Source organism: Gallaecimonas xiamenensis 3-C-1 (assembly GCF_000299915.1).
GTDB classification, from domain to species: Bacteria; Pseudomonadota; Gammaproteobacteria; order Enterobacterales; family Gallaecimonadaceae; genus Gallaecimonas; species Gallaecimonas xiamenensis.
This window is the reverse complement of record NZ_AMRI01000007.1, coordinates 1-17,035: the sequence shown is the minus strand read 5'-3', so window position 1 is coordinate 17,035 and position 17,035 is coordinate 1. Positions and strand designations below refer to the sequence as shown.

Here is a 17,035-nt window from a genome sequence, read left to right as displayed (position 1 = left end):
GGGCGGCCTGGCCGCCCCGCAAGGATGCATATGAACATGGCATTGCAGTTCGTCGCCAAGGACTATCTGGAGCAGCCTAAGGCCAAGACGGCCAGCCCCATCCTGCCCATGGGTTTCATGGCCAGGGTGGCGGCCGAGCCGGACGAGCTTAAGGCGCTGCTGATGTGGCTTGGGCGGGTCAATCCCGCCAAAAACTGGACAGACAACAGCGTCAAAGCCCTGCTGGCCAAGACGCTGGTGATGCTGGACGAGCTGATCAATGCCCAGCTCAATGCCATCTTGCACCACCCCGAGCTGCAACAGCTCGAGGCCAATTGGCGTGGGATCTGGCTGCTCACCGAGCAGGCCGCCCACGACGACAGCGAAGGCCTGGTCAAGATCCGTGCCTTGGATCTTAACTGGGCCGAGCTGGCCAAAGATTTGACCCGGGCTATCGAATTCGACCAGTCCCGGTTGTTCAACAAAATTTATTCCAATGAGTTCGGCATGCCGGGGGGCGAACCTTTCGGCGTACTCATTGGTGCCTACAGCCTCAGCCACCGCAGCATCGGTGGCCAGAGCAACCTCGACATCCTCAAGGAACTGAGCCGGGTGGCCGCCGCCGCTTTTGCCCCGGTGATCCTCAACGCCGAGCCCAGTTTCTTCGGGGTCGACGACTTTGCCGACCTGACCGGGGTGCGGGAGCTTGGCAGCCATTTCGAGTCGCCGGAGCTGGCCAAGTGGCGGGCTTTGCGTGACATGGACGACTCGCGCTTTCTGGCCCTGGCCCTGCCCAGGGTGATGATGCGCCCTCCTTACCGGGGCGAAGGCCAGGGGCCGGAGGCCTTTCGTTTTATCGAGTCCAGGGCCAACCCGCAGCAGGATTTTTTATGGGGGCCGGCCTCCTTTGCGGTGGGCACCGTCATCATCCGTGCCTTTTGCGAGTCCGGCTGGTTCGCCAATATTCGCGGTTACCAGCGGGGCAGGGTGACCTTCGGCGCCATCGACAACCTGCCGGCTATCCAGAAGCTCACTGCCAGTGGCGCCGTCTACCAGACCCGCACTCCGGTGGACTGGCAGGTGTCGGACCGCCTGGAACGGTTGCTGGCAGAAGAAGGCTTTTTGCCGCTGCTGCCCCTTATCAATACCGAGATGCTGGTGCTGCATTCGGCCGCTTCGGTTCAGGCGCCGCGCCACTACGACAACAGCACCGCCCAACTGAGCGCCCGCTTGTCGAGCATGCTCCATTACACCCTCTGTGTGTCCCGTTTTGCCCACTTCCTCAAGGTGATGGGCCGTGACCGGGTCGGTGGCTACCGTACCCCTGAGGAGTGCGAGAACCAGCTGCAGCGCTGGCTGCACGGTTACACCATGGCCTCGGAAGGGGCCTCGGACGAGATGCGGGCCCGCTTCCCGTTGCGTGAAGCCAAGGTCACGGTTCGGGAGCGCCCCGGCGAACCCGGGCGTTATTACTCCATTATCCGGCTGCAACCCCACTTCCAGCTCGACCAGCTGGTCACCGGGGTCAAGCTGATCACAGAACTGACCCCGGTTGCCGGGGCCTGAAGGACGCTTTTATGAAAGGGATCATCGACGCACTGGCCACCGGCCAACTTGAAGACGCCATCCAGGCAGCCCAGGACGCGGTCAAAGACGACCCGGCCAACCTGGACCTGCGGGCCAAGCTGATTGAACTACTGTGCCTGGACGGTCAACTGGAACGGGCCGACGATTCCCTGGCCAGCCTGGTTAAACGCCAGCCCGAATGGCTGGGGGGAGCCGCCAACCTGCGCCAGCTGCTCCGTGCCCAACAAGCCCGAGTGGCCTTCCACCAAGGCCAATTGGCCGACGACGTGGTGGCGGCCCAGGGTCCTGCCCTTGAGGCCCTAATTGATCTCAAGGCCAAGCTCTTTGCGGGCGACCTTGACGGCGCTGGCGAAGCGGCGACCCGCCTGGAAGCCAGCCGTGGCGGCCAAGGCCCTCTGGCGGAGGTCCGCGACTGTGACGACAGCCTGGGTCCTTACCTGGAGTGCCTGGGTACCGACGGCAAGTTCTACCTGTGGCGCTTCGACGAGATCGCCCAGATCCAGTTCCATGCCCCCACCTCTCCCATCGAGACTATCTGGCGCCGTGCCCAGGTGATCCTCAACGACGAACGTGAAGGTGAAGTCTTTATCCCCCTGACCTATGCCGCCAGCAGCGACAGCCGCCAAAAACTGGGCCGTGAAACCGACTGGCAGCAGCAGGGTGAAGTGGTGACCGGCCTTGGGCTGAAGCTGTTCCTGGTGGGTGACGAGGGCCTGACCCTGCTGGAACTGGCCAACAGTGACGTCACCGAGGCCAGCCATGCCGGCTGACATCCTGGCCCAGCTCAGCATCCTGGACCGGCTGTTGGATGACGGTGAGCCCCAGCGCTTTTCCGTCAGCCAGTTGCGCCAATCGGTGCGCCGGGATCTGGAGTGGTTGATGAATGCCAGGCGCAGTTGGCTGCCCTGGGATGAGCATCACCCTGAGCTGGACACCTCGGTGCTGGGCTTCGGCCTGCCCGACTTTACGGTGATGGAGCTGTCCACCGAAGAGAGCCGGCTGTGGCTCTGTGAGGAAGTGAAGAAGACCATCAACCGTTTTGAGCCCCGGCTGACCCAGGTTGAGGTCAGCCTGCGGGACAAGGATACCCCTGAAGACAGGGTGCTTAGGCTGCGTATCGACGCCGTGCTGTTGGCCGATCCGGTGCCGCTGCCGGTGGCCTTCGATTCGGAGATGGAGCCCATCAATCTGTCTGTGACCTTGCAGGAAAGTATGCGATGAGCGAAGCGCTGCTGAAGTATTACAACAGGGAACTGGCCTACCTGCGCCGTCAGGGGGCCGAGTTTGCCAAGCAATATCCCAAGGTGGCGGGGCGCCTTCGCATCAGCGAAGAGGCGGTGGAAGATCCCCATGTGTCGCGCCTCCTCGAAGGGGTGGCCTTTATGACGGCACAGATCCGCCAGCGCCTGGACGGCCATTTCCCCGAACTGGCCGATGTACTGCTGGGCAGCCTCTATCCGGACTACCAGGCACCGATACCGTCGATGACGGTAGCCCAGCTCAAGCCGGCACCGGCTCTTTCTTCCCATATGGAGGTTAAGACTGGCCTGAGTTTCACCACCCTGGTGGAGAACATGCCGGAATGCTATTTCAGCTCGGTGGGCGACCATGTGCTGGCCAACGTCGCTGTGGACAGCGCCAACTTCGAGAACGCGCCTTTTGATGCGCCGCGCCCGGCCGGTTCCAACGGTGCCCAAGCGGTGATCAAGTTGCGGCTGTCGGCGCCGCTCAATTTTTCCGAGCTCAAGCTGCCTTACCTGCGCTTTTATCTCCATGGCCAGACCCACCAGAGCCATGAGCTTTACGAACTTATTCATCGCTGCGCTCTGGGCTTTGCCCTGGCCCCGGCCGGGGACAGCCGCCAACTGCGGTTTTACGGCAAGGAACACATCAAGGCGGCCGGCTTTGCCGCCGAGGAAGCCGTGGTGCCCTACAGCCAGCGCAGCTTTGACGGTTACCGACTGCTGGTGGAGCACTTCCTCTTTGCCGAGAAATTTCTCTTTGCCGACCTGACCGGCCTGGACCCTAATTGGCCGGACGATAAGGAACTGGACCTGTACATCTACCTGGCCGAAGGCTCGGTAGAGCAGGAAAAAAGCCTGGTTCCCGACCATATGCGCTTGGGCTGTGTGCCCATGGTCAATACCTTCGAGACCCTGAGCGAGACCTTGCGTTTCGAGGAAGAGGCCCTGGAATACCGGCTGGTGCCCAACTACCGCAATGCCGACTCCGGCGAAGTGGTGCGGATATTGGGGGTGGAGCTGGTCAAGTCCGACGAAGTGTTGCCCCTGGCCCCCTATTACGGCCTGCACCATCCCCGCTGGCAGGACAGCGTCAGCCTCTACTGGCATGCCCGGCGCCGTTACAACGATTGGGCCGGTGGCCAGTATGAACCCGGCACCGAGACCTACCTGTCCATGGTCAACCAGGAGTTCGAGCACCAGGACGAAGACGAGCTGCCCAGGGACAGGTTCTTGCGGGTCAAGGTGCTGGCCTGCAACCGCAACGCCCCGGCCCAACTGCCCTTTGGCGGTGGCCAGCCGAAGATGCGTTCGGAAGACGCCTACATCCATGAGACCAAGGTGCTGTTGGCGCCGACCCCGACGGTAAGGCCGGAACTGGGGGACGCCAGCCGCTGGCAGTTTATCCGCCACCTCTCCCTGGAGCATTTCGCCGGGCCTGACGCTCTGGACAGGCTCAAGGCTGTGCTGCACCTGCACGACTTCAAGCAGACCCCGGAGTCACGGGCCCTTATCGAAGGTATCGAAGAGGTGAGCATCAAGCCGGCGGTGGCTCGGGTGGGCAGCGGCGTGCGCAAGGGTTTGTGCCAGGGTAACGACATCAGCATCCGCTTTTCCAAGCCCCGTTACGCCGGTGCCAGCGTTTATCTGTTCTCGGCGGTACTGGACCGGTTTTTTGCCCAGTTTGCCCAGCTCAACACCTTTACCCGGCTGCGCATCAAGCTCAGCGGGCATAACCAGGACTACCACGTCTGGCCGACCCGGGTCGGGGAGCGGGAGCTGCTATGACCGGCCATCGCGATCCTGTGGACAACGGCGCCCTGTATCGGGAGATCTGGCGCATCGAGCGGCAGATCAAAAACGACAAAGGCCCCTGGCACAGGGTTGGGGAAGACGGCTGGCCCGATAAGGAACTGGTGAAGTTCCGTGCTCGCCAGCACCAGGGCTTTGCCGGCCAGGACGTGGTGCGGGCCCGCCATGACCGCACCAGTGACGGCAAGACCCGCGCCGTGTTGGATGTGGACTTTATGAGCCTGACCGGGGCCCGTGGCGTGCTGCCGGCCCACTACAGCGAGTTGGTGCTCCAGCAGCTCAAGGCCAAGTCGCCGGCCTTGCAGGACTTTTTGGATCTGTTCAACCACAGGCTGCTGTCCCTTTTCTACCGCAGTTGGGCCCGTACCCAGCCGGCGGTAGCCCAGGAGCAGAGCGGCCAGGATCCCTTCAGCGCCATCATGCAGGCCCTGACCGGGGTCAGCGACGACAGCCAGCTCTATTACGGCGCCGCCATGATGCGCGGCCCTAAGAGCGGCTCGGTACTGTGCCAGGTGTTGTCGGATCTGACCGGGGTCAAGGTGCAACATAGGCCTCTGCAAGGAGGCTGGGCGCCCATCGCTCCCGACGAACAAAGTAGCCTGCCCACCAAGGCCAATCCCATGGGGCGTTTTGCCTGCTTGGGGGAAGCGGTGCTGGGTAGCAAGACCTGGGTTGCGGACAAGGCCATGGTGCTGTCCTTTGCCCCCCAGTCCAAGCAGCAGGCCATGGATCTGCTGCCCGATGGCCGCTACAGCAAGACCATCACCCAGCTTAGCCGCAGCTTTGCAGGCAGCCGGGTGCGGGTGCAATGCCAGATGCAGACCAAGGCCGGCTACCTGCCCGGTACCCGCCTGGGGGTCCAGGGTTGCCTGGGCGCCGACAGTTTCTTACAAGCCGTTACCCAGCCCGACAGAACAGTGACTGTGGGCTTTACGCCAAGGAAAGGATGAAGCGATGTCTTCGATGACCCTCAAAGCGCTGGTCGAGCGCATGGAACCCGGTTGCCGCCAGGCCCTGGAGAAGGCCGTGGGCCTCTGTTATCAACGAACCCACCACAGCGTGGAAGTGGAGCACCTGTTCAAGGCGTTGCTGGATGAGGGCGATGGCGATCTGCAGGCCATCTTCAGCCACTATGGCCTGAGCCTGGACAGGCTGTCTGCCGAGCTCAACCAGGCGATGGAAAGCTTCAAAACCGGCAACGGCGCCACTCCGGCCCTGTCGCCGCGCCTGGTGGAACTGCTGCGCCAGTGCTGGATGGACAGTTCCATCGAGTTCGGCGAACCGCAGATCCGTGGCGCCACCTTGCTCTATAGCCTGCTTAACGATGCCGCCATGGCCGCCATCGGCACCCGTCATGCCAAGGAACTGGACCAGTTGGATCCGGCCCGGCTGCTGGCGGACTGGCCCAGCCTGCGTGAAACGCTGGGCAGCAGCCAGCCCAACCCTGCCCGCAAGGGGCCCATGAAGGAAGAGGCCCTGGGCCAGTACTGTATCGATCTCACCGCCCAGGCCAGGGCCGGCAAGGTGGACCCGGTGCTGGGTCGGGACGACGAAATTCGTCAGATGATTGACATCCTTACCCGCCGCCGTCAGAACAACCCCATCCTTACCGGCGAAGCCGGGGTGGGTAAAACGGCGGTAGTGGAAGGCCTGGCCCAACGCATTGCCGAAGGCACCGTGCCGGACGCCCTCAAGCGTTGCCGGCTGTTGACCCTGGACCTGGCCCTGCTGCAAGCCGGCGCCGGGGTTAAAGGGGAATTTGAGAATCGCCTCAAGCAGGTGATCGCCGAGGTCAAAGCCTCGCCCGAGCCTGTGCTGATCTTTATCGACGAAGCCCACAACATGATTGGCGCCGGCGGCCAGGCCGGGCAGGGCGATGCCGCCAACCTGCTGAAACCGGCTCTGGCCCGTGGCGAGCTGCGTACCATAGCCGCCACCACCTGGGCCGAATACAAGAAGTTCTTCGAAAAAGACGCTGCCCTGGCCCGCCGCTTCCAGGTCGTCAAAGTGGAAGAGCCCAGCGAGGAAGTGGCTATCCAGATCCTCCGTGGCCTTATTCCCATCCTGGAAAAGCACCATGGGGTGCATATCACCGACTCCGCCGCCCGCAGCGCCGTGGTGTTGTCCAGCCGTTACCTGGCTGGCCGCCAGCAGCCCGATAAATCCGTGGCGCTGCTGGACACCGCCTGTGCCCGAGTGGCCATGAGCCAGGCCAGCCTGCCGGCGGCCCTGGAGCGGGCCCAGGCACGGCTGACCGCCCTGGAAACCGAAGCGGCCATCCTCGACAAGGAACAACGCAAAGGCTTTGACCACGGCAAGCGCCGGGACGAACTGGCCACCGAGGTCGCCATACTTCAGGAAACCGTTGAACAGTTAAGTAGCACTTGGCAAAACGAGCAGGAACTGGTGGCCAATGCTCTGTCCCTGGGTGAGCAATTAAGCGACAGTGACGATGCCGCGCTGCTTGAGCAGCTCAATGCCCTTCGCAGCCAGTTGGGCGCCCGGGTCGAACCCCTGGTGCACTGGCAGGTGGATGACCAGTTGGTGGCCGAAGTGCTGTCCGACTGGACCGGTATCCCCCTGGGCCGGATGCAGGCCGACGAGGTTCAAGGCATCCTGGCACTGGATGACAGGCTCAAAGCGCGGGTGAAGGGGCAGGACCACGCCCTGGACGACATTGCCCGGACCGTGCGCATCGCGCGGGCCAACCTGGCCGACGAGAAGAAACCCCTGGGGGTCTTCCTGCTGGTTGGGCCCAGCGGGGTGGGCAAGACCGAAACCGCCCTTACCCTGGCGGAGCAGGTCTATGGCAGTGAAGCCAACGTGACAGTGATCAACATGTCAGAGTTCAAGGAAGAACATAAAGTGTCTCAGCTTTTGGGTTCCCCCCCGGGTTACGTGGGGTATGGCGAAGGCGGTGTTTTGACCGAAGCCGTGCGCCGCAAACCCTACAGCGTCATTCTTCTGGACGAGATGGAAAAAGCCCATCCCGGTGTCCAGGACATCTTCTATCAGGTCTTTGACAAAGGCATGCTGCGTGACGGCGAAGGCCGCGACGTTGACTTCAAAAATACCGTCATCCTGATGACCTCCAATGCGGCGACCGACAGCATCACCGATCTGTACGCCGACGAACTGACCGCTCCAGACAACATGGACAAGGTCAAGGAAGCCATCTGGGACGACCTCCTGAAAATCTTCAAACCCGCCTTCCTGGGCCGTTGCAGCGTGTTGCCATACAAACCGCTGGGCGCGCCTCAACTGGCGGAGATCACCCGCCTGCAGCTCAGCCGCGTCAGCGACCGTATCGGCCGCCATCACAAGGTGCCCTTTAGCTACAGCGACGAGGTGGTGGACAACATAGTGGATAGGTGCACCGAGGCCAGCTCTGGTGCCCGCAACATCCAACAGATACTTCAGCGGCAGGTGCTGCCGCAGATGTCGGAACAAATACTGCGCTGCCTGGCTGCCGAGACCCCCGTGTCTGGCATCAGGCTGTCTGTTGCCGATGGCGAACTGACAGTGGACGTCGAGGGCGTCGCAGTGTGACCCATCCCAGCCCGGCAAGGGCCGGGCTGGGAAAACTTGTCCTCGTTACAGGACGTAACTCGCAATCGAAAGGAGCAATACCATGCAAGCCAATACTTACCTGAACTACGAAGGTATCAAAGGTGAAGCCACTGCAGACCAGTACAAGGAGCTGGTGACTGTGCTGTCTATGGACTTCAACGTACACCGTGAGATCTCCGCTTACACCGGTACCGCCATGGACCGTGAAGCCTCTGCTACCCGCCTGGGCGATATCACTATCACCAAGCTGCAGGACAAGGCCTCCCCTGACTTCTTCAAAGAAGCCACCATCGGTAAAGGTAAAAAAGCGGTTTTCCACATCACCAAGCAGGGTGAGAAGATCGAAGAGATCATGAAGATCGAACTGACCGACGCCATGATCTCCAACTACTCCCTGTCTGTTGCCGGTGACCGTCCGGTTGAAACCGTCACCATCTCCTACACCGAGATGATGATGACCGTTACCCCCACCGACGACAAAAACAACGCCCAGGCCCCTCTGGTCTACGGCTACAGCGGCGTCAAAGGTCAGAAGCTGTAAGGCTTGCTGGTTTGATGTCCCCCTGGGGAGGGCGGTCGCCCTCCCCATCTTGGTTTTCTATTCGCTTGGATGGTGTAGAGAGACATGGGCAAGGAACTGCAACATCACTTTCTTAAAATCCACACCCCCCTTGGGCAGGATGCCCTCGTGCTGGAACGTCTTGACGTCAGTGAAGGTGTCTCACGGCAATTCAACATCCAGGTGTGCTTTTTCGCTAACGAACGTATCAAAGATTTGGACAAGTTGGTCGGGGAGAACGTCTCCATCAGCTTGGGCCTGGGCGATAAGGCCAGCGCCAAAGAGCGCTTCTTCAACGGCCATATCCTCAGCATCAGTGAACTGGGCAAGGCCCAGCACAGCAAAGAAGGTCAGCGCTACCAGGCCATAGTGGTACCCCGTGCCTGGTCCGCCACCCGCCGTATCAACAGCCGGGTGTTCCAAAACATGACGTCGGTGGAGATCGCCAAGAAGATCCTGGGTGAACACAGCCAGGCCATCGAAGAGTCATTGAAATCCTTCACTCCCTACAGCCTGCCGTACTGCGTGCAGTATCAGGAATCGGACTGGGACTTTGTGTGCCGCATTCTGGCTAACGACGGCCTGTTTTTCTTCTTCAAGCACGCAAAGGGCAGCCACAAACTGGTGATCGCCAGTTCCGCCAAGGCCTTCGAGCCGGCGGCCGAGAAGGAAGTGATCTATCGCTCCAAAGCCAAGGGCGAGGCCCATATCAGCCGCTGGCTGGTCAGCAGCCAGGCCGCCACCGCCAAATGGGTGGACAGGTCCTACAACTATTCGGCTCCCAACGACAGGGTGGACGAGAAAACGGCTGGCAAACCGGCCGGGGACAAGTTCGGCCTGCAAGAAGCCTTCTATTACCACGGTGAAGAAAACCGTGCCCTGGCCAGCAAGAACCGCTCCAAGCAACACCTGGAAGCGTTGATCAACAGCACCGGCCTGGTGGAAGGGCGTTCGGACCTGCGCTCTTTCAGTGTCGGCATGAGCTTTGGCTTCAAGGAGCACGAGGACAAGATCCCCTCTCCCAATCAGTTCAATATCGTCGAAATGACATTGTCGGCCAGGGTGCCCCTCAATGCCGACGGCGCCAGTGACGCCGGTTCCTTCCAGTTTGCCAATGCCTTCCAGTGCCTGCCTGACGACTTGGATATCCTGCCCAAGCGTTATCCCAAGCCGGTGATCCCGGGCATTCAAACCGCCACCGTCACCGGTAAGAGCGGTGAAGAGATCCACGTGGACAAGGACGGGCGCATCAAGGTGCTGTTCCACTGGGACAGGGAAGGCAAGAACAACGATGAAAGCTCCTGCTATGTGCGGGTGGCCCACCCCTGGGCCGGCACCGGTTTTGGGGTGCAGTTTATTCCCCGGGTCGGTGACGAAGTGGTGGTGGCCTTCCTTAATGGCGACCCCGACCAGCCCCTGGTGACCGGGTCCGTCTACAACGGCACCCACAACCTGCCCTACAGCACCGACGGTGACGGTAAGAACCGTTCCGGTATCAAAACCCACAGCGTCAAGGGTGGAGCGGCCAATTTCAACGAGTTGCAGTTTGACGACACCAAAGGCAAAGAGCTGGTCAACCTGCAGGCCGAAAAGGACATGAAGCTGCTGATCAAGAACGATCAGGAGTTCGAGATCAAGCATGACCGTACCGGCAAGGTCCTGAACAACGACAAGCTCACCGTCACCAAAGACCAGACGGTGAAAATTGACGGAGACCAGAAAGTGACAGTCGGCAAGACCATCACCCTGGATGCCGGCACCTCCATCACCCTCAAGTGTGGCGGCGCCAAGATAGAGATGAAGAGTTCTGGTGAGATCAGCATCAAGGGCTCTGTCGTCACCATCAAAGGCACCCCGATCAAGCTCAACTGATGGATGCCGTTGCACGCTATTTCGCCCAGCGCCAGGCTATGCTGGCCAGCCATGAAGCCGATCTGGGCGTGCTTAAACAACATGACAGGCGCCTGATTGGCGACTTGGCCCAGGGGCAACTGGGGGAGCTGAGTAACAGGACCATGGCGGCCGAGGTGCTGCTGAGCCGGGTACCCGACCCCCAGGACGCCATGGTGCTGATAGAAGCTCGGGAATGTCTCTGGCCTGGAGAACTGGTGCGTTTGCACCAGGAGTTGGCCCAAAGCGCCCTTGGCAGGCCCCTTGCCTGGTGGTTGGCGGCTTGTTACCCGGCCCTGGCATTGCCCCAAGGCGAAGGGGGCTGGCAGCAAGCCAGGGCCTGTTGGCTGAGAGGCAAAGGCCCTCAGGGCCCCTGGGAGCTATGGCACAAGGCCAAGTCGGGCCAGGAACTGGCCGCTGCCACCCTGGCCCTTTGGGAGCAAAGCCAGGGGGCCGACTGGCAGTATTGGCTGACCCCTCTTTGGCAGCAGGCCGAAGAAGGCCAGGTGGTGGCCAGCATCAACAGCCTGGCTCCCAGGGTAGACGAACAGACCCTGGTCAGCTTGATGGGCCACAGCCACCTGGGGCGTTTTTTGCCTTGGCTGGGCACCTTGCGCCAACCGGAGTTGGCCGAAGTGGTGGCTGAAAACCAGCTCTACCTCACCGGCGGCCATCCCCGGCGCCTGGAAGGTCGCCAATGTTGGGGCCAGCAGCTCAGCGGCGACTGGCTTAAGTTGGCGCCGGTACAGTTGGCATTGAAGTTCAGGGACAGGCTTTGGGGCCTGGCCAATAAGGAAAGCCGGGGTGCGCCCTGGTCTTTGTTTGGAGGCCGTATATGCCTTGGCAATTGACCTTGAATGGCCAACTTGGCGGCCAGGACGCCAAGGCCCTGTTGGCCGGTGCCCTGCCGGGAGAACAGGCCGATGATGACGCCCTGGCTCCTTGGCTGGCCGAGGACAGGCCCAACTGGTGTCTGTTGGCTTATGGCGACGAGCGGACAGTGCCGGCAGGCGTCGGTGAAGCCAGGGGTAGGGCAGGATTGATGCTGCTGATGAGCCAGTTGGAGAAATCCAAGCAGGCAGCCCGGGTTATCGCCCCCCATGCCAAGGGGGTGTTGGCCCTGGATCTCACACCGGCTGCTCAGGGCCTGGCCTTTATCGACTTGATGATGGATGGGCGCTGGGACGCCAATCCCGATCTGGCGCCGCTGTTGCGGCGAGCCAGGCAAAACTGCCCGCAACCGGCTGCCGTAATGATGCCGGGCTCGGGGGCTGATGACCGCCTTGAGCGGTTGATGCCGTTCTTTGGAGAAATGGCCGGCTGGACTGGCCCGGAAGTGAACTGGCAGTTCGCCGAGGCGGGTATGACGCTGGACACCGCCGGCGCCCTTTATGGTTGGGCCTGGATGGCCCAGGGTCTGGCGTGGGGACAATGGCAAGGGAAAGCCGTTGTCGTGGAGTTGGATGACAGCCCCATGATGGGGTTGGCCCTGGTGCAGTGGCAAGGTAGCGAAGGATAGCATGAGTACGATCAGTTCCGTCGAATTCCAGACACAAGGCAGTGTCCTGTTGCTGGCCCTGCCGGGCGCAGGGGGCGTGGGCCAGCAGGTGACCTCGCCGGGCGATGATGTCCTGGCCTGGACAGATTGGTTGAGTGGCATTTTTATGCTCTCAGCCGATCTGCACGTGGATGGGTTCTCGAAGGTCATGGATATGTTGAAACTGGGTAAAAATGCCCCGTCACCGTCCCATGCCTATTCGCTATTCGCCGAAGCCCTGGCACAAGGGGATATGGAAGCCTGGCGTCTACCGGTCCCAAATGCCCCCATATTTCCCGCCGGGGCTGATAGTGGCGATGGCGCTGCTGATAATTCCCGCGCTAACAGCGGTTCTAACCAAAGCGCTGGTAGCGGCAATGGCGGTGGCGACGCCCAATCCAAAGGTGCCACTGCTGACAGCGTACCCCCCGACGCCGCCAATTCCGAATTGCTGGGCGATCCAGTAGCCCCAGCCAGCGGCGAAGAGTTGCTGCAATTGGTGGATTTTGAGATCCAAGGCCCCATGCCACTGGTACTGAAACGTTGGTACCGCTCCGGCCTTTGCGAGCGTGACGTGGGCCTTGGCCATGGCTGGTATTGCGACCTGTTGCGCCCCCTGTGGCAGGATGATGAGCACAGCTACACCCTGGACCATGAAGGCCGCTTGTTGCGTTTTCCACTACTGGGCCGCAAGGAAGTGGGCTGGCAGGCCGCGACGGGCCACCGTCTGGAACATAAGGCGGACGGGCGCATGGTGCTCAGTGAGCCCAGCGGCTTGGTCTGGGTTTTCCTGCCCCACGGCAAGGACCAATGGCGGCCCGACGCCCTCCACAACAATCTTGGGCATCGCTGGCTCTTCTACTACGACAAAAAAGGCCGCCTCAGCGCCGTCGACCTGGCCCCCGAACGCCGTTTGGTGGTGAGCTGGCAGGGCCAGTGGCTCAGTAGCATGGGCCTTAAGCAGGGCAAGAAAGTGCTGCCCCTGGCCCGTTATCAGCATGACGACAACGGCAACCTGCTGGCGGCACAGTGCCAGAAAGGCAATGAAGACTATCGTTATCTCGGCCACCTGCTGTGCGAGCGGCACCTGGCATCCGGCTACCGTTTCCTGTTGGACTGGCAGGGCATAGGGGCCGGCGCCCGCTGCGTGCGAACCCGAGGTGAAGATGGCTCCGACGATTATTCTTTCGAGTACGACACCCTTAACCGCCAGACCACCGTCACCGACGCCTTTGGCCACCAGTGGCTGTACCGCTATGACAACGCCGGGCGCATCACCGCCCGCCGTGGCCCGGACGGTGGTGAACATCAATGGACTTACGACACCCAGGGGCGGCTGCGCCGTTACCGCTTGGCGGACGGCCGGGCCTGGCGTTATGAGTTTGACCGCCGTGGCCTGCCGGTTTGTGATTGGCAGCCTGACGGCCGCCGCCACCGCCGGGTCTTTAACGGCCTTGGCATTTGCATCGCCGAAACCCTGCCGGATGGCCGTTTTGTGGAGCGCAAAGTCGACGGCATAGGGCGCCTTTTAAGCGAGCGCCGCCCTGACGGTAGCCAATGGCAGTATCACTACAACGACGCAGGCTGGCTGCAACAGGCCCAGTGTGACGATGGCCGGGTTGAACGCTACGGTTTGGATGCCAAAGGCCAGCCCCTGGCGGTAGAGAAAGACCGCCACCTGCGCCGCTTCGCCTACGACGCTCTGGGTCGCCCTGCTGGCCAACTGGTGCATGACTTGGTCACCCAGTATCAGTACGACGGCGACAAACTGGTGGCCAGCCACCAGTTCCCAGAGAACGCCCCTACCCAGCAACAAAGCCGGCATTTCGGCTACGACAGCGCCGGGCGCTTAAGCCGCTTTGAAAACGCCCTGGGTGAAGTGCACCGCTTCGAGTACGACGGCCGCGAACGGCCGCTGCGCTATATCCGCCCCGACGGAAAAACCGTCCACTACAGCTACGACAAGGCCCGCCGCCTGGTGGACCTGGTGCGCCCCGACGGCGGCCGCTGGCAGCTGGGCTACGACGCCCTTGGCCAGGTTGACCGGGTTGCCGCACCGGATGGCCGAGACATTCGCTTCCGCTACGACGCCAATGGCCAGATAGTGCACCGGGAGCAAAGTGGCGACTGGGTCCAGCACTTAAAACGGGATGCCGGTGGCCGGGTCACCCGCCAAAATTCCCAGGGCAAAGGCCGCCAACCGGTAGCCAAGCAATTTCGCTACGACCACCTGGGCCGTATGGTCACCGCTGCCTGTGAAGGGCGGCGCCTGGCCTGGCGCTACGACAGCCAGGGGTGCATGGTGCGCCATGACCAAGACGGCCACAGCGTCGGCTTCGGTTATGGCCATGGTAACCAGTTGCAACGCCTTAGCCTGCCGGACGGCACCCAAATCGCCTTTGCCTTTGAAGGGGAGCGTTGGTGCCAGGTGCAGGTCAACGGCGAGACGGTGCTGACTCGCAGCTTTGACGACAGTGGTCGCGAGCAAAATCGCCAGGCCGGTAGCAACCAGCAAAGCCAGGTATTTGACCGTCATGACCGGTTGATCAATCGTCGCTGGCAGGGCCAGCAAAGCCATCTGCGCCGCTACAGCTGGGACGCAGAGTCTCGCCTCGAAGAGCTGGAAGACTCCGACACCGGGGAAACCCGCTTCGAGCGTGACAGCGTCGGCCAGTTGATCAGCGACGGCGATATCCGCTTTCGCTACGACGAAGGGGGTAACCGCCGCAGCGAACAGGATCAGCTAGGTAAAGACAGGTTATTGCGCACCGAAAATGCCTGGCGCCGCTATGACGCCCTGGGCGCCGAGGTGGAGCTGCGCGGCGAGCGGGACGAATCCCGCTACTTTGACGCCGAAGGTGGCCTTATCGCCTTTAACCGTGACGGCTTGCAGCTTCGCTACGGCTACGACGCCCTTAACCGCCGGGCCTGGCGCAAAGGGCCGGACGGCACCGTGAGTTACCTCTGGCAGGGTGACAACCTCCTTGGCGAACAGCGCGATGGCCGCTGGCAGTGGTTTATCCGCGACCCGCAAACCCAAGAGCCGCTGCTGACCATCCATAACGGCGAGGTGTATTTTTACGAGCTGGACTGGCGCAAAGCCCCCATCCGCCTCTGGGACAGCCAGGGCCAGTGCGCCTGGAAAGCCCAAAGCGATGCCTGGGGTAACTACCAGTGCCAAGGGGATATCCACCAACCCCTGCGCCTGCCCGGCCAGTTTGAAGACGAACTCACCGGCCTTTATTTCAACCGCTTTCGCGATTACGACCCCAAAACCGGCCGCTACCTCACCCCCGATCCCCTGGGTTTAAAAGGCGGCCTTAATAGCTACCGCTATACCCCAAACCCCGTGGACTATATCGATCCCCTGGGGCTTTGTGACGAATCCCCGCTGCTCGATGCCATGGGCGAGGCGAAAGACGGCGCTCTAGAAGCCCTAGCCTGGGTCGATGAAAAGACAACCTTGGCACCTTTGGCGCAGCTGCAAAGCGACGCGCAGGCCAAACTGGATGACATGGGTGCAGAAGCCGTTGCTAAGGGCCAGGATTGGAAAATCCCACTCCTAGGGGCAACATCTGCCGCCGTAGCGGCCCTGGCACCAACCAGTGTCCTCGACGTTGTGCCCGGGGGCAAAGCTGGTAAGCTAGGGAAGCTCGCCAAGGCTGAGAAGAAGGTTGTTCCAAACACGAAAGTGTTGACCAAAGCTGAAAGGCTAGAGATTCAGCAAACGCTACAAACCCGAGTTGATGATATTCGTGTGGAGCTACCTAAGAAACTTCGAGGTAGCGGCAACGTGGGAGTTGCTCAGCTTGATATACCAGGATTGCCAACTGAGTTGAAGGCTCATAGCCGTATTAATTATCCTACAGATAAAGGTGCTGATGGGTTCGTGCATTTGGCTGACGAATCTGATTGGATTTTTAAACCGAAGGCGGTCGACCCCGACAATGTTAGGGTGGGTACACCAGATGCATATACAAGGCAATGGGATACTGAGTTCAAGATTTTGAATGATGTGGCTTTAAGACTTGGAAGTAATCGAAATGCAACAGGCTCTATAAACCTGTTTACAGAAAGGTTGACTTGCACCAGTTGTACAGACGTTATTTTCGACTTTAAAGATCGATACCCAAATATTCAGCTGAACGTATTTGCGGGAGAATAATCGTGGATAAATGGTCGTACGAAGAACTTCAAGAATTTATCCATGAGGATATTGAAGAGTTTATGGGGGATGGGCTCGATATTCGGCAGGCGTCTTCACGTGTGCAGGTTGAGTATGCGAAGTCAATTGAGGATAGTGAGCTAGAAAAGCTAATTATCTATATGGTTTTATGTGAAGAAGGTGTGAAGCATGGTTTTCTCAGGGACGATATCAAAGAGCAAACCCAGGAATTGTTGCGGCGGATCGATCTTGGGTATTGTGATCCACAACTTAGTGATGAGGAACGGCTTAAGTTAAGAGATGATATGAACCGTACATCATCTCTGCTGGCATAAAGTTACCCCGCCAATGGCGGGTTTGTTGTTCCAAACTATAAGATGTAGCCAAATGCAGGCCCTCAATTCCCAGACACCTTTACAAAAAGAGTAAAAAAGTGGAGAGTAAAAAAGAGTAAAAAAGTGAACATCCATCTTCTGAAACATCCATCTTCTGAGTAATCATAAATAGTAAGCCAGAAGAGAAATAGTAAAAAGGACATCCATCTTCTGAGTAACCAAAGTCCAGTTTTCGCATTGCATCGACAGTGCGGTATTAATCAGCCTTGAGGGTGCTCCTTTCGCTCTGATGTCGCGTTTTGTCGTTAAAAACGCAAATCCAAGGCGAGCGTGATTATCAGCGACTGCTGAGGGTATATG

At 60.3% G+C, this 17,035-nt stretch carries 13 protein-coding genes; 12 read left to right on the top strand and 1 reads right to left on the bottom strand.

The window, feature by feature from the left end; all coding sequences use genetic code 11:
- The first annotated feature begins 30 nt into the window (after positions 1-30).
- The 12 genes from tssC to B3C1_RS06060 all read left to right on the top strand — a co-directional run bounded on the left by tssC (position 31) and on the right by B3C1_RS06060 (position 16,675).
- Entirely contained in the window at positions 31-1,545 is a 1,515-nt protein-coding gene (gene tssC / locus B3C1_RS06115; RefSeq protein WP_008483611.1) for a type VI secretion system contractile sheath large subunit, read from the top strand.
- Positions 1,546-1,556: 11 nt separating this feature from the next.
- The gene (locus tag B3C1_RS06110; protein ID WP_008483608.1) at positions 1,557-2,336 is read left to right on the top strand and encodes a type VI secretion system accessory protein TagJ; all 780 of its coding nucleotides are present in this window, start codon (positions 1,557-1,559) and stop codon (positions 2,334-2,336) included.
- The gene (gene tssE / locus B3C1_RS06105) at positions 2,326-2,787 is read left to right on the top strand and encodes a type VI secretion system baseplate subunit TssE (protein ID WP_008483606.1); all 462 of its coding nucleotides are present in this window, start codon (positions 2,326-2,328) and stop codon (positions 2,785-2,787) included. The genes B3C1_RS06110 and tssE overlap by 11 nt, the downstream gene beginning before the upstream one ends.
- On the top strand, positions 2,784-4,595 hold the full coding sequence (gene tssF / locus B3C1_RS06100) for a type VI secretion system baseplate subunit TssF (RefSeq protein ID WP_008483605.1): 1,812 nt from the start codon (positions 2,784-2,786) through the stop codon (positions 4,593-4,595). The genes tssE and tssF overlap by 4 nt, the downstream gene beginning before the upstream one ends.
- Entirely contained in the window at positions 4,592-5,569 is a 978-nt protein-coding gene (gene tssG / locus B3C1_RS06095) for a type VI secretion system baseplate subunit TssG (protein WP_008483604.1), read from the top strand. Before tssF ends, tssG begins: the two co-directional genes overlap by 4 nt.
- Before the next feature lie 4 nt (positions 5,570-5,573).
- Positions 5,574-8,168: a type VI secretion system ATPase TssH gene (tssH, locus tag B3C1_RS06090; protein WP_035481306.1), complete on the top strand. Its 2,595-nt coding sequence runs from the start codon at positions 5,574-5,576 to the stop codon at positions 8,166-8,168.
- A gap of 82 nt (positions 8,169-8,250) precedes the next feature.
- On the top strand, positions 8,251-8,730 hold the full coding sequence (locus B3C1_RS06085) for an Hcp family type VI secretion system effector (RefSeq protein WP_008483602.1): 480 nt from the start codon (positions 8,251-8,253) through the stop codon (positions 8,728-8,730).
- An 84-nt stretch (positions 8,731-8,814) separates the two neighbouring features.
- Positions 8,815-10,620, top strand: coding sequence for a type VI secretion system Vgr family protein (locus B3C1_RS06080; protein ID WP_008483601.1), 1,806 nt, complete (start codon positions 8,815-8,817; stop codon positions 10,618-10,620).
- Entirely contained in the window at positions 10,620-11,489 is an 870-nt protein-coding gene (locus B3C1_RS06075) for a hypothetical protein (RefSeq protein ID WP_008483600.1), read from the top strand. Before B3C1_RS06080 ends, B3C1_RS06075 begins: the two co-directional genes overlap by 1 nt.
- On the top strand, positions 11,474-12,157 hold the full coding sequence (locus B3C1_RS06070; protein ID WP_008483599.1) for a hypothetical protein: 684 nt from the start codon (positions 11,474-11,476) through the stop codon (positions 12,155-12,157). The genes B3C1_RS06075 and B3C1_RS06070 overlap by 16 nt, the downstream gene beginning before the upstream one ends.
- Position 12,158: 1 nt before the next feature.
- Entirely contained in the window at positions 12,159-16,340 is a 4,182-nt protein-coding gene (locus B3C1_RS06065; RefSeq protein ID WP_008483598.1) for a deaminase domain-containing protein, read from the top strand.
- A 2-nt stretch (positions 16,341-16,342) separates the two neighbouring features.
- Entirely contained in the window at positions 16,343-16,675 is a 333-nt protein-coding gene (locus tag B3C1_RS06060) for an Imm3 family immunity protein (protein ID WP_008483597.1), read from the top strand.
- A gap of 162 nt (positions 16,676-16,837) precedes the next feature.
- Here B3C1_RS06060 and B3C1_RS20595 read toward each other — a convergent pair.
- On the bottom strand, positions 16,838-17,035 hold a 198-nt coding region (locus B3C1_RS20595; RefSeq protein WP_237750976.1), incomplete at its 5' end, for a hypothetical protein.